General features: G+C 72.6%; 24 protein-coding genes. 14 read left to right on the forward strand and 10 right to left on the reverse strand.

From position 1 onward, the window contains the following. Window positions 1-43 precede the first annotated feature (43 nt). On the forward strand, window positions 44-604 hold the full coding sequence (locus HCN08_RS06580; RefSeq protein WP_167981913.1) for a bacterial proteasome activator family protein: 561 nt from the start codon (window positions 44-46) through the stop codon (window positions 602-604). A 247-nt stretch (window positions 605-851) separates the two neighbouring features. Here the strand turns inward: HCN08_RS06580 and HCN08_RS06585 are convergent, their stop codons facing one another. Continuing rightward, window positions 852-2,567 carry a Stk1 family PASTA domain-containing Ser/Thr kinase gene (locus HCN08_RS06585; protein ID WP_167981914.1) on the reverse strand — a complete coding sequence of 572 codons (1,716 nt, stop codon included), beginning with the start codon at window positions 2,565-2,567 and terminating at the stop codon, window positions 852-854. A 386-nt stretch (window positions 2,568-2,953) separates the two neighbouring features. Here HCN08_RS06585 and HCN08_RS06590 point away from each other — a divergent pair, with 386 nt between their 5' ends. Then, complete coding sequence (locus HCN08_RS06590; RefSeq protein ID WP_167981915.1) at window positions 2,954-4,582, forward strand: protein kinase domain-containing protein; 1,629 nt, start codon at window positions 2,954-2,956, stop codon at window positions 4,580-4,582. Between the two features lie 73 nt (window positions 4,583-4,655). Here HCN08_RS06590 and HCN08_RS06595 read toward each other — a convergent pair whose 3' ends face one another. Next, window positions 4,656-5,714, reverse strand: a complete 1,059-nt coding sequence (locus HCN08_RS06595) for a phosphotransferase (protein WP_206318487.1) — start codon at window positions 5,712-5,714, stop codon at window positions 4,656-4,658. 113 nt (window positions 5,715-5,827) lie between these two features. After that, window positions 5,828-6,481 carry a response regulator transcription factor gene (locus HCN08_RS06600; protein ID WP_322974264.1) on the reverse strand — a complete coding sequence of 218 codons (654 nt, stop codon included), beginning with the start codon at window positions 6,479-6,481 and terminating at the stop codon, window positions 5,828-5,830. 385 nt (window positions 6,482-6,866) lie between these two features. On the opposite strand from HCN08_RS06600, the gene pdhA reads away from it, so the two are divergent. The 7 genes from pdhA (at window position 6,867) to HCN08_RS06635 (ending at window position 13,615) form a co-directional block, all read left to right on the forward strand. Next, the gene (gene pdhA, locus HCN08_RS06605) at window positions 6,867-8,024 is read left to right on the forward strand and encodes a pyruvate dehydrogenase (acetyl-transferring) E1 component subunit alpha (protein ID WP_167981918.1); all 1,158 of its coding nucleotides are present in this window, start codon (window positions 6,867-6,869) and stop codon (window positions 8,022-8,024) included. 1 nt (window position 8,025) lies between these two features. Continuing rightward, window positions 8,026-9,003 (forward strand): alpha-ketoacid dehydrogenase subunit beta, encoded by a 978-nt coding sequence (locus HCN08_RS06610; protein ID WP_167981919.1) that lies wholly within the window; start codon window positions 8,026-8,028, stop codon window positions 9,001-9,003. 20 nt (window positions 9,004-9,023) lie between these two features. Further along, the gene (locus HCN08_RS06615; protein ID WP_167982065.1) at window positions 9,024-10,472 is read left to right on the forward strand and encodes a dihydrolipoamide acetyltransferase family protein; all 1,449 of its coding nucleotides are present in this window, start codon (window positions 9,024-9,026) and stop codon (window positions 10,470-10,472) included. Window positions 10,473-10,602: 130 nt separating this feature from the next. Continuing rightward, entirely contained in the window at window positions 10,603-10,797 is a 195-nt protein-coding gene (locus tag HCN08_RS06620; protein WP_167981920.1) for a hypothetical protein, read from the forward strand. A 79-nt stretch (window positions 10,798-10,876) separates the two neighbouring features. Continuing rightward, the gene (locus tag HCN08_RS06625) at window positions 10,877-11,425 is read left to right on the forward strand and encodes a GNAT family N-acetyltransferase (protein WP_167981921.1); all 549 of its coding nucleotides are present in this window, start codon (window positions 10,877-10,879) and stop codon (window positions 11,423-11,425) included. Window positions 11,426-11,570: 145 nt separating this feature from the next. Further along, a complete protein-coding gene (locus tag HCN08_RS06630) occupies window positions 11,571-12,287 on the forward strand; it encodes a GntR family transcriptional regulator (protein ID WP_167981922.1) in 717 nt (238 codons plus the stop codon). Continuing rightward, window positions 12,284-13,615 (forward strand): MFS transporter, encoded by a 1,332-nt coding sequence (locus HCN08_RS06635; RefSeq protein WP_322974265.1) that lies wholly within the window; start codon window positions 12,284-12,286, stop codon window positions 13,613-13,615. The genes HCN08_RS06630 and HCN08_RS06635 overlap by 4 nt, the downstream gene beginning before the upstream one ends. A gap of 107 nt (window positions 13,616-13,722) precedes the next feature. On the opposite strand, the gene HCN08_RS06640 is transcribed toward HCN08_RS06635, so the two are convergent. Then, window positions 13,723-14,547: a maleylpyruvate isomerase family mycothiol-dependent enzyme gene (locus HCN08_RS06640; RefSeq protein WP_167981923.1), complete on the reverse strand. Its 825-nt coding sequence runs from the start codon at window positions 14,545-14,547 to the stop codon at window positions 13,723-13,725. Between the two features lie 134 nt (window positions 14,548-14,681). Between HCN08_RS06640 and HCN08_RS06645 the strand changes: the two genes are divergently transcribed. Next, window positions 14,682-15,464, forward strand: coding sequence for a carbon-nitrogen family hydrolase (locus HCN08_RS06645; RefSeq protein ID WP_167982067.1), 783 nt, complete (start codon window positions 14,682-14,684; stop codon window positions 15,462-15,464). A 171-nt stretch (window positions 15,465-15,635) separates the two neighbouring features. Here HCN08_RS06645 and HCN08_RS06650 read toward each other — a convergent pair whose 3' ends face one another. Further along, complete coding sequence (locus HCN08_RS06650; RefSeq protein WP_167981924.1) at window positions 15,636-16,127, reverse strand: LURP-one-related/scramblase family protein; 492 nt, start codon at window positions 16,125-16,127, stop codon at window positions 15,636-15,638. A 40-nt stretch (window positions 16,128-16,167) separates the two neighbouring features. On the opposite strand from HCN08_RS06650, the gene HCN08_RS06655 reads away from it, so the two are divergent. After that, on the forward strand, window positions 16,168-17,997 hold the full coding sequence (locus tag HCN08_RS06655) for an NHL domain-containing thioredoxin family protein (RefSeq protein ID WP_167981925.1): 1,830 nt from the start codon (window positions 16,168-16,170) through the stop codon (window positions 17,995-17,997). On the opposite strand, the gene HCN08_RS06660 is transcribed toward HCN08_RS06655, so the two are convergent. The 4 genes from HCN08_RS06660 to HCN08_RS06675 all read right to left on the reverse strand — a co-directional run bounded on the left by HCN08_RS06660 (window position 17,991) and on the right by HCN08_RS06675 (window position 22,310). Next, window positions 17,991-18,227, reverse strand: coding sequence for a hypothetical protein (locus tag HCN08_RS06660; protein ID WP_167981926.1), 237 nt, complete (start codon window positions 18,225-18,227; stop codon window positions 17,991-17,993). The two genes, HCN08_RS06655 and HCN08_RS06660, sit on opposite strands and share 7 nt — an antisense overlap. Before the next feature lie 107 nt (window positions 18,228-18,334). Continuing rightward, on the reverse strand, window positions 18,335-19,630 hold the full coding sequence (locus HCN08_RS06665) for a M18 family aminopeptidase (RefSeq protein WP_167981927.1): 1,296 nt from the start codon (window positions 19,628-19,630) through the stop codon (window positions 18,335-18,337). 97 nt (window positions 19,631-19,727) lie between these two features. Next, the gene (locus tag HCN08_RS06670; protein ID WP_240969809.1) at window positions 19,728-20,339 is read right to left on the reverse strand and encodes a Uma2 family endonuclease; all 612 of its coding nucleotides are present in this window, start codon (window positions 20,337-20,339) and stop codon (window positions 19,728-19,730) included. A 144-nt stretch (window positions 20,340-20,483) separates the two neighbouring features. Continuing rightward, the gene (locus tag HCN08_RS06675; RefSeq protein ID WP_167981929.1) at window positions 20,484-22,310 is read right to left on the reverse strand and encodes an acyl-CoA dehydrogenase; all 1,827 of its coding nucleotides are present in this window, start codon (window positions 22,308-22,310) and stop codon (window positions 20,484-20,486) included. A 223-nt stretch (window positions 22,311-22,533) separates the two neighbouring features. On the opposite strand from HCN08_RS06675, the gene HCN08_RS06680 reads away from it, so the two are divergent. Together HCN08_RS06680 and HCN08_RS06685 are read left to right on the forward strand one after the other, a co-directional pair. Continuing rightward, complete coding sequence (locus HCN08_RS06680) at window positions 22,534-23,055, forward strand: SseB family protein (RefSeq protein ID WP_407648690.1); 522 nt, start codon at window positions 22,534-22,536, stop codon at window positions 23,053-23,055. A 173-nt stretch (window positions 23,056-23,228) separates the two neighbouring features. Next, entirely contained in the window at window positions 23,229-24,206 is a 978-nt protein-coding gene (locus HCN08_RS06685) for a pirin family protein (protein ID WP_167981930.1), read from the forward strand. A 36-nt stretch (window positions 24,207-24,242) separates the two neighbouring features. Here HCN08_RS06685 and HCN08_RS06690 read toward each other — a convergent pair whose 3' ends face one another. Next, window positions 24,243-25,694 (reverse strand): COG1470 family protein, encoded by a 1,452-nt coding sequence (locus HCN08_RS06690; protein ID WP_167982069.1) that lies wholly within the window; start codon window positions 25,692-25,694, stop codon window positions 24,243-24,245. A 380-nt stretch (window positions 25,695-26,074) separates the two neighbouring features. On the opposite strand from HCN08_RS06690, the gene HCN08_RS06695 reads away from it, so the two are divergent. Further along, window positions 26,075-26,773 carry a response regulator transcription factor gene (locus HCN08_RS06695; RefSeq protein ID WP_167982070.1) on the forward strand — a complete coding sequence of 233 codons (699 nt, stop codon included), beginning with the start codon at window positions 26,075-26,077 and terminating at the stop codon, window positions 26,771-26,773. The last annotated feature ends 102 nt before the right edge of the window (window positions 26,774-26,875 follow it).

Consider the following 26,875-nt stretch of genomic DNA (forward strand, 5'->3'; position numbering starts at 1 on the left):
GGGCTCGGGACCGCGGCGGACGGGGGTGCGGGACAATGACCTTATGGAGATGCCGATGGACGGAAGCTCGCCGGAGAGCTCGCAGAATCCGCAGGTCCTGGTCGTCGGGCCGGACGGTATGGCCCTGGGCGGGTCCTCGGGCGGCGACGGCGAGGAGGGCCGGGAGATCCCGGTCACGGAGATGGTCGAGCAGCCGGCCAAGGTGATGCGGATCGGCAGCATGATCAAGCAGCTCCTGGAGGAAGTGCGGGCGGCGCCTTTGGACGAGGCCAGCCGGGTGCGGCTGAAGGAGATCCACGCCAGTTCGGTGAAGGAGTTGGAGGCGGGCCTGGCGCCGGAGCTGGTGGCGGAGCTGGAGCGGCTGTCGCTGCCCTTCACCGACGACAGCGTGCCGAGCGAGGCCGAGCTGCGGATCGCGCAGGCGCAGCTGGTGGGCTGGCTGGAGGGCCTCTTCCACGGCATCCAGACGGCGCTTTTCGCCCAGCAGATGGCGGCGCGGGCGCAGCTGGAGCAGATGCGGCGGGCGCTGCCGCCGGGTGCGCTCGGCCATGAGGAGGAGGGCGACCTCGGCCACCCGGGGTCACGTTCGGGCCCGTACCTGTAAGCCCACGAGGGGCCCGGCCCCTGGGCCGACGCCCGCCGGGCCGGGCCCCCGAGCGGACGCCCGCCGGGCTCGGGCCCTGACCGCCGGACCCTGACCGCCGGCCCCGGCGCCGGGCCCGAGCCCTCGCCCTGCGGGGACCCGCCCGGTTCCGCCGCCGGCCCCCGTGCCTGGACCCCGCACCCCGCCCCCGGGGGAATGCGAACCGCCCGGCGCCCCTGGTGGGGCCGGGCGGGGTGGGGGCCGGGGGCTAGTTCGCGCTCTTGCCCGTGGAGACCCAGATGGTGACCTTCTGGCCGGAGGTCGGGTCGAAGTCGTCGAGGTCCTTGGGGGACTGGGCGGTGATCGTGCCCTTGCCCCACTGCTGCTCGTCCATGTCCTTGATCTCGTAGGGCCAGTTCGCGGCCTTCATGCAGGCGACGGCGGAGTCCACGTAGATCGAGGTGAAGTCGGGCATCGTCATGATGTTGGGCTTGCCCGGGTTGATCAGGTCGTTGTGGGCCTTGGTGCACTCGCTGGACTCGATGGTGCGGCTCTGGTCGCCCATGACGACGTCGGCCTGGGTGGGCGTGGGCGCCGCGGTGGTGCTGGGGGCGGTCGGGGCGGGGGTGCTGGTGTCGTCGGCGTTGGGGTCGCCCTTGCCGCCGCCGCTCATCGCGACGACGACGGAGATGATGACGACGACGGCCACGGCCGCGACCGAGGCGCCCAGGATGAGCGGCATGTTGCGCTTGCGGCCACCACCGGGCCCGCCCGGGCCGCCCGGCCCGCCGCTCAGGTGCTGCTGCGGCATGGACGGCATCGGCGGCGGCGTCGGTGCCGAGCCCTGCTGCGGGTAGCCGTACGGGCTGCTCGGCGGCGGGGCCTGGGCGCCGCCCTGCTGCGGGTAGCCGTAGGCGCTGGGCGGCGGGGTCGAGGGGCCGTAGCCGGACTGCGGGGTGGGCGTCGGGGCGTACGGCGTCTGGAGCTGCGGCGGCGGAGTCTGGACCGGGCCCTGCGCGGAGGGGAAGACGGCGGCGGCCACGCCCTCGCCGCGGTTGCCGGAGCCGGACTCGCCGGACAGCAGCGGCACGGTGTTGCGGGCGGTGGCAGCCAGTACGCGCTCGGTCTCGTCGTGCATGGCGTCGGCGGTCGGGAAGCGCTCGGCGGGGTTCTTGCGCAGGGCGCGGGCGACCAGGGCGTCGACGGCCGGGGTGAGGGCGCGGTTGAAGCCCGAGGGCGCCGGCGGCGTCTCCTGCACATGCTGGTACGCCATCGCCAGCGGCGAGTCCGCGTCGAACGGCAGCCGCCCGGTGAGCAGTTCGAAGAGCATGCAGCCGACCGAGTAGAGGTCGGAGCGCTCGTCGACGCCGCGCCCCAGGGCCTGTTCGGGCGACAGGTACTGCGGGGTGCCGACGACCATGCCGGTCTGCGTCATCGAGGTGACCCCGGACTGCATGGCCCGCGCGATGCCGAAGTCCATGACCTTGACGACACCGCGCTTGGTGATCATCACATTGCCGGGCTTGATGTCCCGGTGGACCAGGCCCATTTCATGGCTGACGGCGAGCGCGGCGAGCACATCGCCCACGACCTTCAGCGCCTTGTCGGCCGGCATCGCGCCGAACTGGGCTATGTCGGCGGCCAGGACGTCACCGAGCGGCTTGCCCTCGATGTACTCCATGACGATGTAGGGGACGACCTGGCCGTCGATCGTGTCCTCGCCGGAGTCGAAGACCGAGACGATGTTGGTGTGGTTGAGCTTGGCGACGGACTGGGCCTCGCGGCGGAAGCGCTCGCGGAAGGACTGCTCGTGGCCGAGATTGGTATGCAGGGTCTTGACGGCCACCGGCCGGTCCAGCACCGTGTCATGTGCCAGGTGCACGGAGGCCATGCCGCCCTGGCCGAGCAGGTTGCGCAGGACGTAGCGTCCGCCGCCGACCGAGCGCCCCGTGTACCCGCCGCCCTGCGTGGCGTCCCCGCTCATCAGTACCGCTACCCCCATGAAGATGCCGACGGGAAGTCATGCGTCCCCGAGCTTGCCCGCTCAGTCTGGTCGATCGCGCGAGCACGTCAAGTTCGTTGACCATCTCGTCACCTGATGCGCATCGAGCGCGCACAGAACGCGGAACTTTGCCAAGTATCAGGATCCGGCCGTCAAAGGTGGGTAAGCGGCCGGTAAGCGGGGTGCAAGAGCTGGGCGGGATCCACCGCGGGATCCACAGCGGATCCCCCGCAGGATCCGTGGCCGGAGCCACAGCGGACAGGTGCGCTCGTACGGGGGCCGCGGGGTGGACGTGGGCCATGGCGGTTGGCGGAAAAGCGGTACGGTGGCGCACCAGACGCAGCGATGGCGAACGACGGCGAGGACTGATGGTCGACCCGAACGAGACGGCCGCCGGCACCGGAGCATCGGAGGCATCCGTCCAGCAGTGGCGGGTGGGCTCCGTCGTCGGCGACGGCCGCTACCGGCTGACCGGGCGGCTCGGCCGGGGCGGTATGGCCGAGGTCTTCGCGGCCGAGGACGTACGGCTCGGCCGGACCGTCGCCGTCAAGCTGCTGCGCGGCGACCTCGCCGAGGACGCCGTCGCCAAGGCCCGTTTCGCCCGTGAGGCACAGGCCGTCGCGGGCCTGAACCACCACGCGGTCGTCGCCGTGTACGACTCCGGCGAGGACCGCACGCCGTCCGGGACGGCGCCGTACATCGTGATGGAGCTGGTCGAGGGCCATACGATCAAGGACCTGCTCACCGGGGCGACCCCGCCGCCGGTCGACCAGGCGCTGCTCATCGTCTCCGGGGTGCTGGACGCGCTCGCGTACAGCCATCAGCACGGCATCGTGCACCGGGATATCAAACCGGCCAATGTGATCATCACCAACAGCGGTGCCGTCAAGGTCATGGACTTCGGCATCGCGCGGGCCCTGCACGGCGCGGCCAGCACCATGACGCAGACCGGCATGGTCATGGGCACCCCGCAGTATCTGTCGCCCGAGCAGGCGCTCGGCAAGTCCGTCGACCACCGCAGCGATCTGTACGCGACCGGCTGCCTGCTCTACGAACTGCTCGCGCTGCGCCCGCCGTTCGTCGGTGAGACGCCGCTGTCGGTGGTCTACCAGCACGTGCAGGACGAGCCGCGGCTGCCGTCGCAGGTCAGCGAGCGGGTGCCGCCCGAGCTCGACGGGCTGGTGCTGCGCTCGCTCGCCAAGCAGCCGGAGGACCGCTTCCAGAGCGCGGAGGAGATGCGCGGCGTCGTCGGATACGCGCACCAGGCGCTGACGCAGCAGGGCGGCTGGACCGGCGGCATGTGGAACACCGGCGCGATCACCAAGGTGCTCCCCCAGGGCCCGGGCTCCACGCCGGCCGGCGCCACCGGCCCGTACCGCCCCGACGGGCGCAGCGGCGGCACGGCCGAGCTCGGCCTCCCGCTGGTCCCCGGCGTCGTCGGCGGCGCGGGTGCGGCCGGGGCGGGCGCGGGCACGGGCGACGGCTACGACGACGGGTACGGCTCCGGCGCCGGATACGGTACGGGCGGCTCCGGGCAGGGCGGCGGCAGCCGCTGGCTCAAGCCCGTGCTGTTCGCGGTCGCGGCGGTGCTGGCGGTGGTCATCGGCGTCGTCCTGGCCACGAAGGGCGGCGGGCACGGCGGCACCCCCACCGACAACCCGGCGTCGTCCTCGCCGACCGCGCCGGACCAGCAGCCGACCGACGACCAGGTCACCGACGGCCCGACCGACCAGGGCAGCGACCCCGACGAGCCGACGTCCGGCCCGACGACCCCGAGCTGGACCCCTTCGACCAGCGCCCCGCCCTCGTCCAAGCCGACCGGGACGCCGTCCAAGACCCCGCCGACGACCCCGCCGACCAGCCACACCGCGACGCCCACGAAGCCGACCCCGACGGACAGCGAGCCCAGCGACGGCCCCACCGACACGGCGAGCCCCGGCTCGAACGGCGGCGGCTCGGGCGGCGGCAGCGGCCCGGGCGGTCCCGGCAGCAACTGACCCGCACCGCCAGCCCGCCGCACCGCCGGGCACGGCACCGCACCGCACCCGGACCTCGCCCCGCGAGCCGGGCTCACCCCGCGAAAGCGTCCAGCACCGCGTCGTACTCCCCCGTCCACCACACCGCCAGCGCCGAGGTCGCGGGGAAGAGCGGGTCGGAGCGCAGGTCGCGGTGCTCGTAGCGCCACTGGAGCATCCAGAAGTCGTTGACCCGCTCCCACCACACCCGGTGCACCGCGGCGGCGACCTCCGCCGCGCCCGCGCCCGCGGCGGCCCGGTACGCCGTCGCGTACGCGCGCACCTTGCCCAGGTCGAGGCGGCCGTCGACGGGGTGGACGAAGAAGATCGCGGCGGCCCGTACCGCCTCCTCGGCGCGCGGCTGGACGCCGAGGCGGTCCCAGTCGACGATCGCGGCGGGCTCGTCGCCCCGGTAGAGCAGGTTGAGCGGGTGGAAGTCGCCGTGCACCCAGCCCTGCGCGCCGCCGGCCTGCGCGGGGGCGGGCGAGGGGTCCGGCGGGCGGCGGTGGGCGTGCCGGCGCAGCAGGTCGCGGCGCTCCAGCAGCCGGTGCTCGGCGAGCCGGTCGAAGGCGTCGTGCGGGCGGTGGGCGCGGGCGAGGTCGAGCAGCCGCTCGATGTCGGCGTGGGTACGGTCCGGGTCCGCGCTCGGCCGCGGCGGCGCGGCGGCGGGTGGCGGCTGCACGTGGGCCAGGCCGGTGTGGACCCGGCCCAGCAGCGCGCCGAGCCGCCGGGACTGCTCGGCGTCGAGGTCGGTGCCCTCGCGGTGGGTGCCGTCGATCCAGGGGAAGAGGGCGTAGCCGGCGCCGCCGTGCAGGGTGACGGTGCGGCCGTCGGCGGCGCGCAGGGGCGCGGCGGCGGGCAGGCCCAGGCCGGCCAGGCGCCGGGTGGCGCGGTGCTGGCGCGCGATGACCGCGGGCTCTGCGGTGTCCGCGGCGACGTACTCCTTGAGGAAGTAGCGGCCGGTCGTGGTGGTCACCCGCCACCCGCGGTTCAGCAGCCCCCGGGGGACGGCCTCGCAGGTCAGTGGCTCTCCCGCGTCCTCGTACCGGTGCAGCAGCGCGGACAGCGAGGCCGGCGCGTGCGGCTCCGTTGCCGTGCCCGTCACGAGCGACAGCGTAGATCACCGAAGGCGCCCGTTCGGGCGGGGTGGCGCCACCCCACCCCGACCTGCTAGGGGCAGCCTTAGGCCATCCCGCGGCCCAGCAGCCCCCACCCACCTCCGACCGGCTACGCCACCCGCCGGTGGCCGCGCTCCATCCCCAGCTTGGCCAGCAGTTTCGACACCTGCCGGCGCACCTCGCGCTCCTTGAGCCCGGCCTGCTCGCCGATCTCGCGGTTGGTCAGGCCCTCGCCGATCAGGTCCAGGATGTGCCGCTCCTGCGCGGTGAGCCGGCCGGGGCGGTCCTCCGCCACCTCACTGCGGGTACCGCCCTCGCGCAGGCGTTCCAGGACGTGCGCGGTCGCGGCCGGGTCGATGAGGGAGTGGCCCGCGGCGACCTCGCGGACCGCGGTGATCAGGTCGTCGCCGGTGATGACCTTGGGGACGTAGCCGGCGGCGCCGCCCATGACGGCGTCGAAGAGGGCCTCGTCGTCGGCGAAGGAGGTGAGCATCAGGCACTTCACCGACTCGTCGTGCGAGCGGATCTCCCGGCAGGCCTCGACACCGCTGGCGTCCGGCAGCCGTACGTCCAGGACGGCGACGTCCGGATGGGCGTCCGGGACGCGGTCCATGGCCTCGCGCGTGGTGGCGGCCTCGCCGACGATCTCGATCGCGGGGTCGTGGGACAGCAGCCGGTTCACGCCCCGCCGGACGACGGCGTGGTCGTCGACGACGAATACGCGTATATGCCCCTTGTGCGCGTCATGTGCTTTTTCGCTCACGTGCCCAGGGTCCCACCGCGCGTCCGCCCGCGCCTCCCGCGCACCCCGGTGGCCCCTTACGGATGTCCGCCATCCGAGATACGGTGCCGTTGTCCCGGTGGCCTGCGGCGACATCCGACCCACCGACCCGCATGCGCGGCGCTCGCGCAGTTACTAGGAAATCCAAGCAAAACCGCAGGTCGGACGGCTTCGCGCATTTGCCGGACTTCTGGGTAACGTCTGTAGTTGCAGGCCATTCGCCGGGGCACTGTCAGCCTGGCTCGGCCATGCCGCACACACCCCGTGCGTCCCGCCGGACCAGGTGCGCCGCCCCCCGTACACGCGGGAGGAGGCCCCATCCTGCTCCCCGGCAGATCCCGGGGGCCGGACAGACGGAGGAGCGAACGTGAGCGTGAAGAGCACTGCACCGCGGAGGACGACCCGCGGCAGCGCCGCCAAGCGCCGTAGCGGGGAGCCCGGGCTCGTACAGCTGCTGACGCCGCAGGGCGAGCGGGTGGAGCACGACGAATACGCGGTCGACCTGACGCCGGAGGAGCTGCGCGGCCTGTACCGCGACATGGTGCTGACCCGGCGGTTCGACGGCGAGGCGGTCACGCTGCAGCGGCAGGGCGAGCTGGGGCTGTGGGCGTCGCTGCTGGGCCAGGAGGCCGCGCAGATCGGCTCGGGCCGCGCGACCCGCCCCGACGACTACGTCTTCCCGACGTACCGCGAGCACGGCGTGGCCTGGACGCGCGACGTGGACCCGCTGAACCTGCTCGGGATGTTCCGCGGCGTGAACCACGGCGGCTGGGACCCCAACGAGAACAACTTCCACCTTTACACCATCGTCATCGGCTCGCAGACCCTGCACGCCACGGGGTACGCGATGGGTGTGGCCAAGGACGGCGCCGAGTCGGCGGTGCTCGCGTACTTCGGCGACGGCGCCTCCAGCCAGGGCGACGTCGCCGAGGCGTTCACCTTCGCCGCGGTCTACAACGCGCCGGTGGTCTTCTTCTGCCAGAACAACCAGTGGGCCATCTCCGAGCCGACCGAGAAGCAGTCCCGGGTGCCGATCTACCAGCGCGCCGCCGGCTTCGGCTTCCCCGGCGTGCGGGTGGACGGCAACGACGTGCTGGCGGTGCTCGCGGTGACCCGGGCGGCGCTGGAGCACGCCCGCAGCGGGCAGGGCCCGATGCTGGTCGAGGCGTTCACCTACCGGATGGGCGCGCACACCACGACCGACGACCCGACGCGCTACCGCAGCGAGGACGAGCGCTCGGAGTGGGCGGCCAAGGACCCGATCGCCCGGCTGCGCGCCTACCTCGACCGCGAGGGCCTGGCCGACGAGGACTTCTACGCCGGCGTCGACACCGAGAGCGACGCCCTGGCCAAGCGCGTGCGCGAGGGCGTACGCACCATGCCGAACCCCGGCCCGATGGCCATGTTCGAGCACGTCTACGCGGACGGCAGCGCGCTCGTCGACGAGGAGCGCGCCCAGTACGCCGCATACGCCGCGTCCTTCGAGGACGCAGAAACCGGCGGCAACCCGGGACAGGGGCACTGACATGACGCAGACGATGGCTGTGGCCAAGGCGCTCAACGAGTCGCTGCGCAAGGCCCTGGAGAGCGACCCCAAGGTCCTGGTGATGGGCGAGGACGTCGGCAAGCTCGGCGGCGTCTTCCGGATCACCGACGGGCTGCACAAGGACTTCGGCGAGGGCCGGGTCATCGACACCCCGCTGGCGGAGTCCGGCATCGTCGGCACCGCGATCGGCCTGGCGCTGCGCGGCTACCGGCCGGTGGCGGAGATCCAGTTCGACGGGTTCGTCTTCCCCGCCTACGACCAGATCGTCACCCAGCTGGCCAAGATGCACGCCCGCGCGCTCGGCAAGATCAAGCTGCCGATCGTCATCCGCATCCCCTACGGCGGCGGCATCGGCGCGGTCGAGCACCACAGCGAGTCGCCGGAGTCGCTGTTCGCGCATGTCCCGGGCCTGAAGGTGGTCTCGCCCTCGAACGCCTCGGACGCCTACTGGATGCTCCAGCAGGCCATCGAATGCGACGACCCGGTGATCTTCTTCGAGCCCAAGCGGCGCTACTGGGACAAGGGCGAGGTCGACGTCGAGGCGGTGCCGGGCGACCTGCACCGGGCGGTCGTCGTCCAGCAGGGCACGGACGTCACGCTCGCCGCGTACGGGCCGATGGTGAAGGTGTGCCTGGAGGCGGCGGCAGCGGCGGCGAACGAGGGCCGTAGCCTGGAGGTCGTGGATCTGCGCTCGCTCTCGCCGATCGACTTCGACACGATCCAGGCGTCCGTGCAGAAGACCCGCCGGCTGGTGGTCGTGCACGAGGCGCCGGTCTTCTACGGGGCCGGTGCCGAGATCGCCGCCCGGATCACGGAGCGCTGCTTCTACCACCTCGAGGCACCGGTGCTGCGGGTCGGCGGTTTCCACGCCCCCTACCCGCCGGCGCGCCTGGAGGACGAGTACCTGCCCGGGCTCGACCGGGTGCTGGACGCCGTCGACCGCGCGCTGGCGTTCTGAGGGAGAGGGTTGTGACGACCATGACGGCACAGGCCGCACAGACGCAGCGGGGCCCGCGCTTCCGCGAGTTCCGGATGCCGGACGTCGGCGAGGGGCTGACCGAGGCGGAGATCCTCAAGTGGTACGTGGCGGTGGGCGACGCCGTGCACGACGGCATGGTGATCTGCGAGGTGGAGACGGCCAAGGCGGCCGTCGAGCTGCCCATCCCGTTCGACGGGGTGATCAGCGAGATCCGCTTCGACGAGGGCACGACGGTGGACGTCGGCACGCCGATCATCGTGGTGGACGCGGGCGACACGGGGGAGGCGGCAGCGCAGCCGGCGCCGGCCGCCGAGGCCGCGCCGCAGCCCGCGCCCGAGGCGCCGCCGGCCGCCAAGCGGGAGGCGGTGCTGGTCGGTTACGGCGTCGCGCCGTCCTCGACGACCCGCCGGCCGCGCAAGCAGCAGCAGGCCGCGCCGCTGAACGGGCACGCGGATACGGGCGCCGGTACGACTACGGGTACGGGCCCGGCCGCCGCCGCTCCCGCGGTGACCCCTGCCCCGGTCCCTGCCCCCGCCCCCGCGCCCGTACCGGAGCAGCCCGCCGCCGGACGGCCGCTGGCCAAGCCGCCGGTGCGCAAGCTCGCCAAGGAGCTGGGCATCGACCTGGCGACCGTGGTGCCGACCGGCCCGAACGGCGTGGTGACGCGCGAGGACATCCGCGCCGCCGCCGCGCCCCCGGCCCGGCTCCCGTCGGCCCCGGAGCCGGCGCCCGCGGTGGCGGCCGGCGCGCGGGAGACCCGTACGCCCATCAAGGGCGTGCGCAAGGCGACCGCGCAGGCCATGGTGGCCAGCGCCTTCACCGCGCCGCACGTCACGGAGTTCGTGACCTTCGACATCTCCCGGACCATGAAGCTGGTCCAGGAGCTGAAGGAGGACCGGGCCTTCGCCGGGCTCAAGGTCAGCCCGCTGCTGCTGGTCGCGCGGGCGCTGCTGGTGGCGATCCGGCGCAACCCGGCGGTCAACTCGGCGTGGGACGAGGAGGCGCAGGAGATCGTCCAGAAGTCCTACGTCAACCTCGGCATCGCGGCGGCGACCCCGCGCGGCCTGATCGTCCCCAACATCAAGGACGCGCAGGACAAGACGCTGCCGGAGCTGGCCGCGGCGCTCGGCGAGCTGGTGAGCACCGCGCGCGAGGGCCGGACGGCGCCGGCCGACATGCAGGGCGGCACGGTCACGATCACCAACGTCGGCGTCTTCGGCGTCGACACCGGCACGCCGATCCTCAACCCGGGCGAGTCGGCGATCCTGGCCTTCGGCGCGGTCAAGCTCCAGCCGTGGGTGCACAAGGGCAAGGTCAAGCCGCGGCACGTCACGACGCTGGCGCTGTCCTTCGACCACCGGCTGGTGGACGGGGAGCTGGGCTCGAAGGTGCTGGCCGACGTCGCGGCGATCCTGGAGCAGCCCAAGCGGCTGATCACCTGGGCGTAGCCGATACGGCCCACGGGTCTCGGCACACGGGCCACGAACGGATGAGGCGGGTGCGGGCGTACTGACGTCCGCACCCGCTCTTTGTGCGTGTTTGCGCCATTCCGCGGCCGGTTTGTGCTGCTATCGCGGCATGGTCGTCTCCGTGTCCGTCGTCATGCTGCTGGTCGTCATCGCGGCGCTGCTGATGCGCAACAAGAACCTGAAGGTCAGTCACGCCATCGTGTGCGGCCTGCTCGGCTTCTGCCTGGCCGGGTCCAGCCTGGCGCCCACGATCCAGTCCACGGTGGCCTCGACGGCGGACCTGGTGAGCACCATCCGCCCCTGAGCTGGCCCTGAGCCGGCCCTGAGCCGGTCCGGAGGCCGCCCGGAACCGGCCGCGCGGACCTCGTCCGTACGATGATCGGATGACTGACACTCCCGCGGGCACCTCCCCGCACGCCGATGTGTCCCTGCGCCCGATCGGCGAGGACGACCTTCCGGTGATCACCGGCTATCTCGCCGACCCGGCGGCCGTCGGCCCCTTCCAGTGGTTCGGCTGGCCCGACCCGCACCGCTGGAAGCGCGACTGGGCCGAGAACGGCCTGCTCGGCCCGGACGGCGGCCGGCTGCTGGTGACCCGCGGGGCGGAGTCGGCCGGCTTCGTCGCGTGGCGCAAGATCCCCAGCGCCACGTCCTTCTACTGGAACATGGGCATCCTGCTCTGGCCCCAGGCCCGCGGCCACGGCCTCGGCACCCAGGCCCAACGCCTCCTCGTGCGCTACCTGTTCGCCCACACCCTGACCGCCCGCATCGAGGCCGACACCGACGTCGAGAACCACGCCGAGCAGCGCGCCCTGGAAAAAGCCGGCTTCACCCGCGAGGGCGTCCTGCGCGGCAGCAACTTCCGCGACGGCCAATGGCACGACAGCGTCGTCTACGGCATCCTCCGCACCGACCCGCAGCCCACCCCCTGACCCCCTCCCCCCGAGGGCCGGTGCGGGGGCGCACGCGGGAGGGTGCGGCGGGCGGGTGCGCGCCGGCGCCGTGACCCCGGTTCACCCGTCCGGATCGCAGACGGCATGTCGGACGCCCGGTTGTTGTATCTATGATGTGCGCATCATGGATGCAGCCACCGCCACGCCGGCCGTCACGCCCACGCCCACGGCCGCGCCCGCAGTCAAGCCCCCCGCCGCGGCCACCAAGTCGCCGCCCGCCGCCGAGCGGGTGTATCTGCACGTCAAGGCCGGGGTGCTGGACCGCAGTTACGAGGGCGGGACGCTGCTGACGGAAGGGGATCTCGCCGAGGCGGTGGGGGTCTCGCGGACGCCGGTGCGGGAGGCGCTGCTGCGGCTGGAGGCGGAGGGGCTGCTCAAGCTCTATCCGAAGAAGGGCGCGCTCGTGTTGCCGGTGTCGGCGCAGGAGATCGCGGACGTCGTGGAGACCCGGCTGCTGGTGGAGCAGCACGCGGTGGCCAAGCTCGTGGGCGCGCTGCCCGAGCCGCTGGTGGCGCGGCTGGAGGAGCTGCTGGCCGAGCAGCGCGGGCACGCCGCCGCGGGCGACCTCGCCGCCTTCGCCGTCGCCGACCGCTGCTTCCACGCCGAGATCGTGCGCGCCGCCGGCAACCGTATCCTCGCCCAGCTCTACGACCAGCTGCGCGACCGGCAGCTGCGGATGGGCGTGGCCACGATGCACGCCGAGCCGAGCCGGGTCGCCAAGAACATCGAGGAGCACACCGAGATCCTCGACGCGCTGCGCCAGGGCGGCGCCCGCGAGGCCAGAGCGGCCGTGACCCGGCACCTTTCCCGCGTCAACACACTGGCGCGGGGCGAGTCGTGACGGCCCGTACGCTGCGGGCCGTCGCGGTGCCGGGCGATCCACCGGGCGGCCGGCGCGCGGTGCTGGTGTGGGGCGTCGGCACGCTGGTCTACCTGGTCGCGGTGGTGCACCGCACGAGCCTGGGCGTCGCGGGCATCGACGCCGCCGACCGCTTCCACGTCGGCGCCTCCGCGCTGTCGTCGTTCTCGATCCTCCAGGTGCTGGTCTACGCCGGCATGCAGATACCCGTCGGGCTGATGGTGGACCGGCTCGGCACGAAGAAGGTGCTCACGCTGGGCGCGGTGCTCTACACCGCCGGCCAGTTCACCTTCGGGCTGTCGCACTCCTACCCCATGGCGCTGGCCGCCCGCGCGGTGCTCGGCTGCGGCGACGCGATGACGTTCGTGAGCGTGCTGCGGCTGGGCTCGCGCTGGTTCCCGGCCCGCCGCGGGCCGCTGGTCACGCAGGCCGCCGCGCTCTTCGGGGTGGCCGGCAACCTCATCTCGACGGTCGTGCTGTCCCGGCTGCTGCACACCGCCGGCTGGACGCCGACCTTCCTCGGCGCCGCGGTCGCCGGCGCCTTCGTCCTGCTGCTGGTCGTCTTCTTCCTCCAGGACCACCCGCCCGGTTACGAGCCCGCGCCCGTCGAGCACGCGGGCGCGGCGTACGTGCGGCGGCAGATCGCGGCGTCGTGGGCGGAGCCGGGCACGCGGCTGGGGATGTGGACGCACTTCACGACGCAATTCCCCGGCATGGTGTTCCTGCTGCTGTGGGGCATGCCGTTTCTGGTCGAGGCGCAGCACCTGTCGCGCGGGGCGGCCGGCGCGCTGCTGACGCTGGTGGTGCTGGCCAACATGGCCTTCGGGATGGTCTTCGGCCAGCTGATCTCCCGTCACCACGGGGCGCGGCTGCCGCTGACGCTCGGCGTGGTCGCGGTGACCGCGGGCACCTGGGCGGCGGTGCTGGGCTGGCCCGGCGGGCACGACCCGATGTGGCTGCTGGTGGCGCTGTGCGTCGTGCTCGGCGCGAGCGGCCCGGCGTCGATGATCGGCTTCGACTTCGCCCGCCCGGCCAACCCGCCGGAACGATTCGGCACCGCCTCGGGCATCGTCAACATCGGCGGCTTCATCGCCTCCATGCTGACGCTGCTGGCGATCGGCGTGCTCCTGGACTCCACCGGCGACGACTACCGCGTGGCCTGGTGCAGCATCTTCGTCCTCCAGGCGGTGGGCCTCACCCAGATCCTGCGGCTGCGCCGCGCCAGCGAGCGCCTGGAGCGCGAACGCATCGCCGTCAGCCGCGTCGAGAGCGTCCACCGCACCGCCCCGGCGACCCTCAGCGGCGAATAGCCCCTCCCGGCCCCGGCCCACCCCTCCCGGCCCGCACCGCAAAACACCGCGGGCCGGTACCGGGGTACGCCCCCGGCGCCGGCCCGTCGCCACGCGACCCGTACGGCTCAGCGCGTCACGGCGATGTGGGCCAGGATGGCCTCCGCGAGGTCCTGGTCGCCCTCGATCTTGACCTGGCCGGCGACCGCGGCCGGGCGGACCCGGCCGGTGAGCAGGCGCAGGAAGGTCTCCCAGTCCAGGACGAAGGTCACCGCGGGGCCGAGCGAGACCGCGGAGTCGATCGAGCCGCGGCCCTCGGCGTTCACCCGGATGGTGCGCATGAACTCCAGCGGGCCGTGCACGTCGAAGACCACCGCGGAGCCGGGCCGCGCGCCCGCGTCGTGCGCGACCAGCTTCGGCAGCGCGCGCAGCACGAAGTCGCGGGAGAGCACCGCCGCCGCCGAGGCCAGGTTGCCGGGCTTGTCCAGCGCGCGGCGCAGATCCTGCTCGTGCACCCACACGTCGAAGACCCGGGCCCACAGCTGCTCCTCCAGCGTGACCTCGCCGCCGCCGATCCCCCGTACGGTCGCGTCGGGCTGCCGGGACTCGTTGCGCAGCTGCCGCGACCTGCGGATGATCGTGTACTCCAGCTCGGAGGTCATCTCCGGGGCGGTGTGGTGCCGCCGGATGTCGACCGGCACCTCGGTGTAGCGGGCGGTCTCGGAGGTGATGTGCCGCAGGTCGCTGGGAAGTGTGTGGATCGGGCGCGGATCGCCGAGGAGTTCGCACTCGAAGCCGATGATGTGGGAGACGATGTCGCGGACCGACCAGTACGGGCACTCCGTGGGGCGGTTCCACTCCCCCTCGGTCAGTGGCGACACCAGCTCGTTGACGGATTCAATGGAGTGGGTCCAGGCGTCTATGTACGGCTGGAGCTTGCTGTGGACGGTCACGGGACCCCTCGACGGATCGGTGCGCGGTCGTGGTGGTTGGCGCCTAAGTTACGCTGCGCGCGGGCGCCCACGCAGTGCTTTCGAGTGACGATGGTAGGCCCGGCTTGACGACCCAACGTATGGGCGGTGTCCAGGTGCGCGCAACGCTTGTTCAGATCGACGTCGACCCGGCCGAGACGCCCGCGGAGCGCCGCGGGCGGGTGGCCGCGCTGGTACGTGCCCAGGCGGGGGCGGATCTTGTCGTCCTGCCCGAATTGTGGCCCGTCGGAGCGTTCGCCTCCGGCGAGTTCGCGGCGGAGGCGGAGCCGGTGGAGGGCGGGCCCACCGCGGAGGCGATGTCCGCGGCGGCGCGGGACGCCGGGGTGTGGCTGCACGCCGGGTCCGTCGTTGAACGCGATCCCGCGGGGGCGCTGTACAACACGTCGCTGCTCTTCGCGCCGGACGGGGAGCTCGCGGCGGTCTACCGCAAGATTCACCGGTTCGGGTTCGACAGCGGGGAGGCGGTGCTGATGTCGGGCGGGGACCGGGTCGTGACGGCCCGGCTGCCGTTCGGCGTCGCCGGGCTCGCCACGTGCTACGACCTGCGGTTCCCGGAGCAGTTCCGGTTGCTGGTGGAGGGCGGCGCGGAGCTGCTGGTGCTGTGCGCGGGGTGGCCCGCGCGGCGGCTCGCGCACTGGCAGGTGCTGGTGCGCGCGCGAGCGATCGAGTCGCAAGCGTATGTGCTGGCCTGCGGGACTGCCGGCACGCATGCCGGGGTCGAGCAGGCCGGGCACAGTGTGGTCGTGGACCCGTGGGGTGAGGTGCTCTGCGAGGCTGGGGCGGGGGAGCAGGTGCTGAGCTGCGAGCTTGACGTTGGCCTTGTCGGCCGGACCCGTGCGCAATTTCCCGTCTTGCGTGATCGTGTCCTCCGAGGGTGAGCCCTCCGCCCTGCCGGGCGGGGGTCGTGTCGGGACCTTCCGCCGGTCGGTGGCTGGTCGCTCCGTTCTCCCCCGGAGCTTCGCCCGGGGGTACCCCCACGCGCCCCTGGTTTGCTGGCCTCGCGCGTGAGTGCGGCCTCGGACCGCGCCCCTGGTTTGCTGGCCGGCGGGCTAGTCGGTGGCGTCCTTGTCGGTGAGGCGGTCTACGCAGATGGCGATGGCGATGAGCATGGCGGGGTCCGCGTCCGGGTGGTCGAGGGAGATGGCGTAGGAGTCGCGGAGGGAGAACCAGCGGCGGGAGATGCGGGCGAGGCGGTCGCCGGCGTAGTCGATGTCGTACTCCTTGCCGATGAGGTCGCCGCGGATTTCGAGCTCCTCGCCGGAGGCGAGTTCCGCGCGGAAGACGTCGTGGACGAAGGCCAGGCGTTTGCGGCGGACGGTGACGAGGACGGCGCCGCCGCGTTCGACGGTCATGGCGTCACGCAGGGTGAGCAGCTTCTTGTGGATGACGGCGAGCACCTCGCCGTCCGGGGCCTGGAGCTCCAGGGTCTCGCGGACCCGCAGCACCTTGCCGTCGACGTAGAAGGCCCGGCGGCCCTCCTCGTCCTCGATCCAGTAGTCGTCGCCGATGGCGAGCATCTTCTCCCGCACCACGTATTTCATGACGGAATGCCTACCCCGCCCGATGCTGTTGGATGGGGACATGACTGCACGTGCACGCGTCCGGGCGCCCGAGCTGATCGGCAAGGGCGGCTGGCTGAACACCGGTGGGGCGGCCCCCACCCTCGCCGACCTCCGCGGATCCATCGTCATCCTGGACTTCTGGACCTTCTGCTGTGTCAACTGCCTGCACGTCCTGGACGAGCTGCGCGAGCTGGAGCGGCGGCACCGGGACACCGTGGTGATCGTCGGCGTGCACTCGCCGAAGTTCGTGCACGAGGCCGAGCACCGGGCGGTCGTGGACGCCGTCGAGCGCTACGACGTGGAGCACCCGGTGCTGGACGACCCGGAGCTGGCGACCTGGCGGCAGTACGCGGTACGGGCGTGGCCGACGCTCGTGGTGATCGACCCCGAGGGCTACGTCGTGGCGCAGCACGCCGGCGAGGGGCATGCGCACGCGCTGGAGCGGCTGGTGAGCGAGCTGGAGGCCGAGCACGCCGCCAAGGGGACCCTGCGGCGGGGTGACGGCCCCTACGTGCCGCCGGAGCCCGTTGCGACGGACCTGCGCTTCCCCGGCAAGGTCATCGCGCTGCCCGGCTCCGGGCACTACCTGGTCTCGGACTCCACCCGGCACGCCCTGGTGGAGCTGGCCGCGGACGGCGAGAGCGTGGTGCGCCGGATCGGCACCGGCGAGCGCGGCCTGGTCGACGGGGACGCCGGGACCGCGCAGTTCAGCGAGCCGCAGGGGCTGGCGATGCTGCCGGACGGCAGTGTCGTGGTCGCCGACACCGTCAACCACGCGCTGCGCCGGCTGGACCTGGACAGCGGCCGGGTCACGACGGTCGCCGGCACCGGGCGGCAGTGGTGGCAGGGCGCGCCGACCGCGGGCGGGGCGCTGGACGTGGACCTGTCCTCACCGTGGGACGTCGCCTGGTTCGAGGGCAAGGTGTGGATCGCCATGGCGGGCGTCCACCAGCTGTGGACGTACGACCCCGAGGCGGGCCGGGTCGAGGTCGCTGCGGGCACCACCAACGAGGGCCTGGTCGACGGTCCCGCCGCTGACGCCTGGTTCGCCCAGCCCTCGGGCCTGACGGTCAGCGGCGGCCGGCTGTGGATCGCGGACTCCGAGACCTCGGCCCTGCGCTGGGCCGAACGGTCCAACGGCGCCGGCTACGTCATCCGTACGGCCGTGGGCACCGGCCTGTTCGACTTCGGGCACCGCGACGGCCCCGCCGGGCAGGCGCTGCTCCAGCACCCGCTCGGGGTCACGGGCCTGCCGGACGGCTCGGTCGCGGTGAGCGACACGTACAACAACGCCCTGCGCCGCTACGACCCGGTGACGGGCGAGGTCAGCACGCTCGCGACGGACCTGCGGGAGCCCTCGGACGCGGCGGTGGTGGCGGGCGACATCGTGGTCGTGGAGTCCGCCGCGCACAAGCTCACCCGGATGCACCTGCCGGAGGAGGCCGTACGGGTCGAGGCCGTCGCCCACCGCACGCAGCGGGCCGCGACGGACGTGGCGCCCGGGGCCTTCCGGCTGGACGTCGTCTTCTCCGCGCCGGCCGGGCAGAAGCTCGACGACCGCTACGGGCCCTCGACGCGGCTGCTGGTCAGCGCGACCCCGCCGGAGCTGCTCACGCAGGGCGCGGGCAAGGGCACGGACCTCTTCCGTGACCTGGTGCTGGACCCCTCCGTGCCGGAGGGGGTGCTGCACGTGTCGGCGATGGCCGCCTCCTGCGACGACGACCCGGGCAATGAGTACCCGGCCTGCCATGTGCACCAGCAGGACTGGGGTGTGCCGGTGCGGCTGGCCGACACCGGCGACACACGGTTGGCGCTGGTCCTCGCCGGGATGGACGCGGGCCCTCAGTAGCGCGGGCCCGGGTAGTAGCGCTCCTCGACCACGGGCGGCACGTCGCCGTCCGCCGTCGGGGGGATCCGGCGGCGCTTGAAGATGCTCACGTACGCGGCGAGGCCGACGATGCCCACGGCCATCATGATCAGGCCCACCACGTCCGTGTTGACGCCCTTGGCGTGCCAGTCGGTCGCGAACGTGAGGATCCCGCCCGCCGCGATCAGGATGATGCAGCCTCCGATACCCACGGTGTCCGCCTCCTGCGGTGGAGTTCGTCTGAGTTCCTGGTGAATCGCCTTCCCGGGCAAGGGGGTTGCATGCCCTCGTCGGACAACTGCTCGAAGCGCGGGCGGTGTCAGGCGCGCAGGAACGCCGTGAGCGCCGAGGCCAGATACGCCGGGTCGTCGGCGCCGCACAGCTCGCGCGCGGAGTGCATGGAGAGCATCGGCACCCCGACGTCCACCGTCGAGATGCCGTGCCGGGCCGCGGTGATGGGGCCGATCGTCGTCCCGCAGGGCATCGCGTTGCTGGACACGAAGTGCTGGAAGGGCACGCCCGCCTCCTCGCACGCGGCGGCGAACAGGGCGCGGCCCGGGCCGTCGGTGGCGTAGCGCTGGTTGACGTTGGTCTTCAGGATCGGGCCGCCGTTGGCGCGCGGGTGGTGCGTCGGGTCGTGCCGCTCGGCGTAGTTGGGGTGCACCGCGTGGCCCACGTCGGAGGACACGCACACCGTGCCGGCCAGCGCCCGCAGCCGGTCCTCGTAGCCGCCGCCGCGGGCGTGCACCGAGCGCTCCAGCACATTGCCCAGCAGGGGGCCCTGCGCGCCGGTGTCGGACTCGCTGCCGTTCTCCTCGTGGTCGAAGGCGGCGAGCACCGGGATGCAGCTCGCGTCGCCGGCCTGCGCGGCGGCCAGCAGCGCGGCGGTGCAGGCGTGCACGGACAGCAGGTTGTCCAGCCGGGGGGAGGCGAGCAGTTCGCGGTCGCGGCCGAGGAAGGCGGGCGGCTGCACGTCGTGCGTCATCAGGTCCCAGCCGATGACGTCCTCGGCGTCCACGCCCGCCTCGCCGGCGACGAAGCGGATGAGGTCGCCGTCGTGCGCCTCGCCGAGGCCCCACAGCGGCTGGAGGTGGCGCTGCTTGTCGAGGTTGAGCCCGTTGTCGTTGACGCCGCGGTCCAGGTGGATGGCCAGCTGGGCGACCCGCAGCAGCGGCCGGTCGACGTTCACCAGCACCGAGGAGCCGTCGCGCAGCGACAGCCGCCCGGCCAGGCCGAGATCCCGGTCCAGCCAGCTGTTGAGCAGCGGCCCGCCGTAGATCTCCACGGCGACCTGCCGCCAGCCCGCCGCGCCCATGTCCGGCCGCGGCTTGACCCGCAGGTTCGGCGAGTCGGTGTGCGCGCCGACCACCCGGTACGGCGTCTCCGGCCGCGCGCCCTGCGGCACGTACCACGCGACGATCGCCCCGCCGCGGACGACGAACTTGCCCCCGGCCTCGCCGTCCCACGCGTCCGTCTCGGCCACCCGCCGGAAGCCGGCCTTCTCCAGCCGGCCCGCCACCGCGGCGACGGCGTGGTAGGGGGAGGGGGCCACCTGCACGAAGGCGGCGAGGTCTTCGGTGTGGCTGCGGTCGAATACACGCGTCGAGGGACTCATACCGGCCAGCATAGAAAACCCCTCCGACACCCCCCGCCCCCCGCCGGACCCGCCCTTCCGCCCCGCCCACGCCCCTGCGGCCCCCGCCGCGAGGGGGTCACATCCGGTCGATCTCCGTGAGGTCCACGCTGATCGGGTACGGCACGTCGACCTTGAGCTGGTCGCGGTGGACGCCGGTGGGCACGTACTTCTTGGTTGTCGGTTCGAGCTCGAAGGTGTAAACGACCACCTGGTCGTGGGGCCCGGACATCTCGACCCGCCAAAAGTGCGGAATGCCTGCCTCGGCGTACTTGTGCGGCTTGTAGTCGCGATCCCTGGACTCGGAGTCCGGAGAGACCACCTCTACTGCAAGGTGGACGTCGGCGGCGTCGTACCGCGTCCGCCGGCGGTCTGTGACCGCCACAGCCGACAGGACGATGAGGTCCGGCTCCGGGACGTTGCGCCTGTCGAGCACGACGGCCATCTCGCGGCGGACTCGGAAGCCCTCCGGAACGGACGCCTGCATGGATCGTTCCAGCACGAACATGGTCATCGTGTGGAAATCGCGCTGCGGACTCACGAAGACGAGACTCCCGTCGATCAGCTCGGTATGCGGCGGGAGATCGAGCCGGAAGAAGTCGTCAACGGTGTAGCCGTTCTCCGGCGGTACAGGCCACGGCGAACCGTCCGGCTGTGCGGGCGCCATATGAGGCGGGGCCTCGGCGGTCATGGTTCCTCCCATGGGTGGGATTCTTGCCGTCACGATCAGCGTACCCACAACCAAACGCCCCGCTCTCACCCGAAAGGGTGAAGGCGGGACGTTTCGGCAGGTCAGGGCGCTACAAGCGGAGGGCGGTCCTCCGTAGGAGCGGGGTCAGAACGCGTCCTCCGGGAGGTCCATCACGTCGAGGTCGACGGACTCGGCGATCGCGCGTTGCGCGGACACCGCCGGGAGGACGGTCGTGGCGAAGAACTTCGCCGCGGCGATCTTGCCCCGGTAGAAGGCCGTGTCCTTCGGGGACGCCGAGGGCAGCTTGTCCAAGGCGACGCCCGCGCCCTTGAGGAGCAGGTAGGCCACGACCACGTCGCCGGAGGCGAGCAGCAGCCGCGTCGTGTTGAGGCCCACCTTGTAGATCGAGCGGACGTCCTCCTGCGTCGCGGAAAGATCCGTGAGCATCGTGCCGACGATGCCCTCCAGGTCGGCCGCCGCCTTGGCCAGCTGCTCGCGCGCCTCGGCCAGCTCCTCGCCGCCGGCCGCCTCGGCCAGGAACTTCCTGATCTCCTCGCTCAGCGAGGTCAGCGCCTGGCCCTGGTCACGGACGATCTTGCGGAAGAAGTAGTCCTGGCCCTGGATCGCGGTCGTGCCCTCGTACAGCGTGTCGATCTTGGCGTCCCGGATGTACTGCTCGACCGGGTACTCCTGGAGGTAGCCGGAGCCGCCGAAGGTCTGCAGGGACTGGGCCAGCTGCTCGTAGGACTTCTCCGAGCCGTAGCCCTTGACGATGGGCAGCAGCAGGTCGTTGAGGCCGTTGAGCCGCGTGGTGTCCTCGCCGGCCGCCTCGGCGACCTGGATCGCGTCCTGGACGGAGGCGGTGTAGAGGACCAGCGCGCGCATGCCCTCCGCGTACGCCTTCTGCGTCATGAGGGAGCGGCGCACGTCGGGGTGGTGGGTGATGGTGACCTTGGGCGCGGCCTTGTCGGTGAACTGCGCGAGGTCCGGGCCCTGGACGCGCTCCTTGGCGTACTCCAGCGCGTTGAGGTAGCCGGTGGACAGCGTCGCGATGGCCTTCGTGCCGACCATCATGCGGGCGAACTCGATGATCCGGAACATCTGCCGGATGCCGTCGTGCTTCTCGCCGATGAGCCAGCCCTTGGCGGGGTGCTTGTCGCCGAAGGTCATCTCGCACGTGTTGGACGCCTTCAGGCCCATCTTGTGCTCGACGTTGGTGGCGTAGACGCCGTTGCGCTCGCCGAGCTCGCCGGTCTCCCAGTCGAACTCGTACTTGGGCACCATGAACAGCGACAGGCCCTTGGTGCCGGGTCCGGCGCCCTCGGGGCGGGCCAGCACGTAGTGGATGATGTTCTCGGCCATGTCGTGCTCGCCCGAGGTGATGAAGCGCTTGACGCCCTCGATGTGCCAGCTGCCGTCGTCCTGCCGGATCGCCTTGGTGCGGCCGGCGCCGACGTCGGAGCCGGCGTCCGGCTCGGTGAGCACCATCGTGGAGCCCCACTGCTTCTCGACCGCGAGCGCGGCGATCTTCTGCTGCTGCTCGGTGCCCTCGTCGTAGAGGATGCCGGCGAAGGCCGGGCCGGACGAATACATCCAGATCGCCGGGTTGGAGCCGAGGACCAGCTCCGCGTACGACCAGATCAGGGAGCGCGGGGCGGTGGTGCCGCCGATCTCCTCGGGCAGGCCCAGCCGCCAGTACTCGGCGTCCATGAAGGCCGCGTAGCTCTTCTTGAAGGTGTCGGGGATCGGCGCGGTGTTCGTCTCGGGGTCGAAAACCGGGGGGTTGCGGTCGGCGTCGGCGAAGGACTCCGCCAGCTCGTTCTCCGCCAGCCGGGCCAGCTCGGCCAGGATGTCGCGCGCCGTGTCGGCGTCCATGTCGGCGAACGGGCCCGTGCCGTACAGCTGGTCGCGGCCGAGCACCTCGAAGAGGTTGAACTCGATGTCGCGGAGGTTCGACTTGTAGTGGCCCATGACGTCGGCTCCGTATCGCTGCTGCTTGTCACATCACGTCCCCCACATGATGCTACCCGTGAGTAATAAGACGCAAGCCCCGGCCGGGGGATGTGACCGGATCGACCGCCGGCGGCCCGATGTGGCCGGATCCCGGCGGTCGCACCCCCTACCGGGCCGGCGGCCGGGCCTTCGCCCGCTGTTCCCGGCCGGTAGGAAGGGTCTCCCGGTTACGCTAGGGGCCGTGTACGGCTACGACCAGAGCGTGAATCCCGGCCCGGGACCGGGCCCTGGCGGCCTCGGCGGTCCCGGGCCCATGCCCGGCTACCCCGACGCGGGCGGCGCGCCCATGTCCGGCGGGTACGCCGACCCCGGCGCGGCGCCGATGTCCGGCTACCCCGAGCCCTCCCCGCCCTCCCTCGCCGACGCCGTACGCGCCTTCACCACCGGCTCGATGTCGGCGGAGGACTTCCAGGCGGTCTTCGCCACCTCCCGCGTCTACTGCCCGCGCGGCGAGAACCCGGGCTTCCTGGCGCTGCACGACACGCAGCAGCCGGTCATCCCGATGTTCAGCTCGCTCAAGGAGCTGCGGCGCTACGCGGGCAAGGAGTCCAAATACTTCGTGATCACCGGCGCCGAGGTGCTCGACCTGCTGCCGACCGGCTACGGCTTTGTCCTGGACATCGACGGCCAGCACCGGATGGTCTTCGACGCGAAGGCGGTCGAGCAGATGGTCGACTTCACGATGCGCCGGATGTACGGCTGAGGGCGCGCGCCCCTGCGACCGGCGTACGGCTGAGGAGCCGCCGGGTCCTCCTGTGACACCACCCTCACCGCCCCCGCAATGGTCTCAGCGGGCGGTGAGGGAATGGTCACGCGTTGCGAGATGTTCAGAGTTCAACTACATTGGAAGCGCAACGTCCACGAGGAGGTCCCCCCATGCCCGCCGTGACCGTAGACAACCCGCTCACCCTGCCGCGGGTCGCGGCGCCCGCAGGAGCGCACTCCCGCCGGGTCGTCGTCGTGACCACCGCCCCCAGCGGGCTGGAGGGCGAGGGCTTCCCGGTCCGCCGGGCCTTCGCCGGCATCGACTACCGGCACCTCGACCCGTTCATCCTGATGGACCAGATGGGCGAGGTGGACTACGCGGCCGGTGAGCCGAAGGGCACCCCGTGGCACCCGCACCGCGGCTTCGAGACCGTCACGTACATCATGGACGGCACCTTCATCCACCAGGACTCGCACGGCGGCGGCGGCACGATCACCAACGGCGACACGCAGTGGATGACCGCCGGCTCCGGGCTGCTGCACATCGAGACGCCGCCGGAGTCGCTGGTGCTCAGCGGCGGCCTCTTCCACGGGCTCCAGCTGTGGGTCAATCTGCCGAAGTCGGACAAGATGATGCCGCCGAAGTACCAGGACCTGCGGGCCTCCGGGCTGAAGCTGCTCACCTCGGCGGACGGCGGCGCTCTCATCCGGCTCATCGCCGGCGACCTCGGCGGGCATGTCGGCCCGGGCGCGACGCACACCCCGATCGTCATGGCGCATGTCTCGCTCACCGCGGGCGCCGAGGTCACGATCCCGTGGCGCACCGACTTCAACGCCCTCGCCTACGGCCTGGCCGGCTCCGGCTCGGCGGGCGCGGAGGGCCGGCCCTTCCGCATGGGGCAGGCCGTCGTCTTCGGCAAGGGCGACCCGGAGTCCGCGCCCGCGCTGACGATCCGGGCCGACGCCACGCAGGACTCGCGCTCGGAGCACTTCGAGTTCGTGCTGCTCGGCGGCCAGCCGATCCGCGAGCCGATGATGCAGTACGGGCCGTTCGTGATGAACACCCACGCCGAACTGGCGCAGGCCTTCGACGACTTCCAGGCCGGCCGGCTCGGCACGATCCCGGCGGACTCCCCGTACGGCCGCTGAACGACCCTACGGGCCCGGTCGGTCGCTGCTGCTGCTTCAGCTGGTGGCGAGGGTCCGCAGCACACCGCTGACGTTGAGGATCTCGTGGCACCCCGCGGCCTGCTTGCCGGTCGCCGGGGTGCCCGGCTTCTGGCAGGTGACCTCGATCGTCACCGCGGCGTTCTGGGGTACGTCGATCGGGGTCACCCAGTGGTAGTCCTGGTTGCGGAAGGTCTCCAGGGCGATCGTGGTGATCTTGCGGTCGCCGAAGGTGATCGTCATCAGCCCCTCGTCGCCCTGGAAGTTGGCGACGACGATGTCGGTGACGCCGAAGTCGCTGCCCGCCGGGACCAGATACGTACCGGTCTTCGTCTGGCCGCCGGACGCCTGGACGTCGATGGTCTGCGAGCTCTGCACCCCGCCGCCGAGGGCGCCGGGTACTGAGCCGCCGGTACCGCCGCCCGTGCCGGACCCGGCGCCGCCGGTCCCGGCCTGGGTGCCGGAGCCCTGCGTGCCCGGGGACGCGCCGCCCGTCGTGCCCGGCGTCTGCCGGCCCTGCTCGCCGGGGGAGGGCTGCGGGTGGACGACCTTGTTCGCCGCCGCCTTGGCGGTGCTGCGTACCGCGGGGCGCACCAGGGCGAACCACGCCAGCAGCAGGGCGAGCAGCGCGGCGAGCACCGCGAGCAGCCACCGCGGGAAGATCGGGATCTGCACGAACTCGCCGTCCAGCGGCGGCCGGAAGGCGCTCTCCTCCAGCCGGGTGCGCTCCAGCTCGGCGGCCCGGCGCTGGGCCGGCACCGGGGCCGCACCCGCCGTCGCCGCCGCCCCGCCGGCCGACCCGGAACCGGCCCCGGACCCCGAACTGGAGCCGGCCCCGCCGCCCGTCCCCCCGCCGTCCGTCACCGGCGCCCCCAGCCACGCGGCCGGCCCGGTCAGCGGCGCGTACCCGGCGGTGTCCACGGTGAAGGGCCGGGTCACGGCCTTGCCGAACCACAGCGGCCGGCCCGTCCGCACCAGCAGCCGCACGTCCGCCGACTCGCCCGGCTCCAGCGTCCGGCGCGCCGGGCTGAAGGCGAACTTCAGCTCGTCGCCGGCCTGGCCGGGAGTGCAGCCGGTCTCCACGGGCGCGTTGCCCTGGTTGCGCACCGCCAGCCGGTAGCGCCCGCGCAGCCAGCCGTGCCGGCGCCGCGGCACCAGCTCGGTGCGCAGCTCGTGGAACTGCTCGACGTGCACGGTGGTCTCGGGCACCCGTACGGCCTCGGGGTGCTCGGCGGGCAGCACCCGTACCGCCAGGGGCACCGCGCCTGCCCGCACCTCGGGGGAGCGGGGCGGCGCCAGCCGGATCTCGACCGTCTCCGAGGTGCCGGGGTAGAGGGAGACCCGCGCGGGCTCCACGGTCGTCCAGGGCGCGCAGTCGCCGGCGACCTCCAGGCTGTACGCCTCGACGATGTCGCTGTCGTTGCGGACGGTCAGGGTGGTCGTGGCGGTGCTGCCGGGGACGACCGTCACCTCCGGGATGCCGAGGCCGGACGCGCCGGTGCCGGGGGTGCCGGAGGAGGCACCGGGAGAGGCTGCAGAAGGCGTCACGCCGGAAGGCTAGGCCGGTGGCCGGGTGTGTCACGAGACGCACGGAGGGCAACGGCCGGGCAGTCGTGATGCCCGGGAAGTCTGGGTAGCCATGGTGTCGTTGTGAGCTGTTGGTGCCCTCGGGAGGTGGTGCGTCGAATCGTCCGGATGCGCGCGGCCCTCGTGGCGCATGCCCCTTGCCGCCTGCCCCCGACCCCAGCCCCTACTCCCCCTGGACCCCAACTCCCCCGATTCCCGCAGGACTTCTACGAACTCGTGGAACGCACCACACCGGCGTCATGTGCGAAGGAGAACCCTTGACCATGTCCGTAGCCGCGTCACACGAACCCGCACCGAATCGCGCGGCCTCCGCACACCGCGCCTTAACCGACGCCCGCCCCGACCGTGTGACCGTCGCCGTCCACGCCGCCGACCTGGTGCTGCGCGTCGGCGTCGTGCAGCAACTGCGCCAGCGCCCCGAGATCGACCTGCTCGACGCCGCCGACGCCGAGCGGGCCCAGGTCTCCCTGGTGGTGGTCGACACCGTCGACGACGAGGTCGCCGCGCTGCTGGCGCGGCTGCGCCACAACAACGCCACCCGCACCGGGCTGATCGCCGGGTCGCTGGGGCCCGGCGCGCTGCAACGCGTCATCGAATGCGGTGTGGCAGCCGTGCTGCGCCGCGCCGAGGCCGACCAGGACCGGCTGCTGCACCTGGTCCTGGCGATCGCCAACGGCGAGGGCGTGCTGCCGGGCGACATGCTCGGCAAGCTCCTCACGCATGTGGCGAGCCTGCACCGCTCCGCGCCCGAACCGCAGGGGCTGTCCCTGTCCACCCTGTCCACGCGCGAGGCGGACATGCTGCGCCTGGTGTCGGAGGGCCTCGACACCGCGGAGATCGCCCGGAAGACCGCCTACTCCGAACGGACCGTCAAGAACGTGCTGCACGAGGTGACCACCCGGCTGCAACTGCGCAACCGGGCGCACGCCGTGGGCTACGCGTTGCGCAACGGGCTCATCTGACGGCACGGCCGGCCCTGCCGGCTCCACCGGCTCCGACGGTCGGTGAGCCGGCACTACCCCCGGAGCGCAGCCGCGTTTCCCCCGGGTACGGACCCGCCGCCC

Source organism: Actinacidiphila epipremni (genome assembly GCF_012034175.1).
Classification (GTDB): Bacteria; Actinomycetota; Actinomycetes; order Streptomycetales; family Streptomycetaceae; genus Actinacidiphila; species Actinacidiphila epipremni.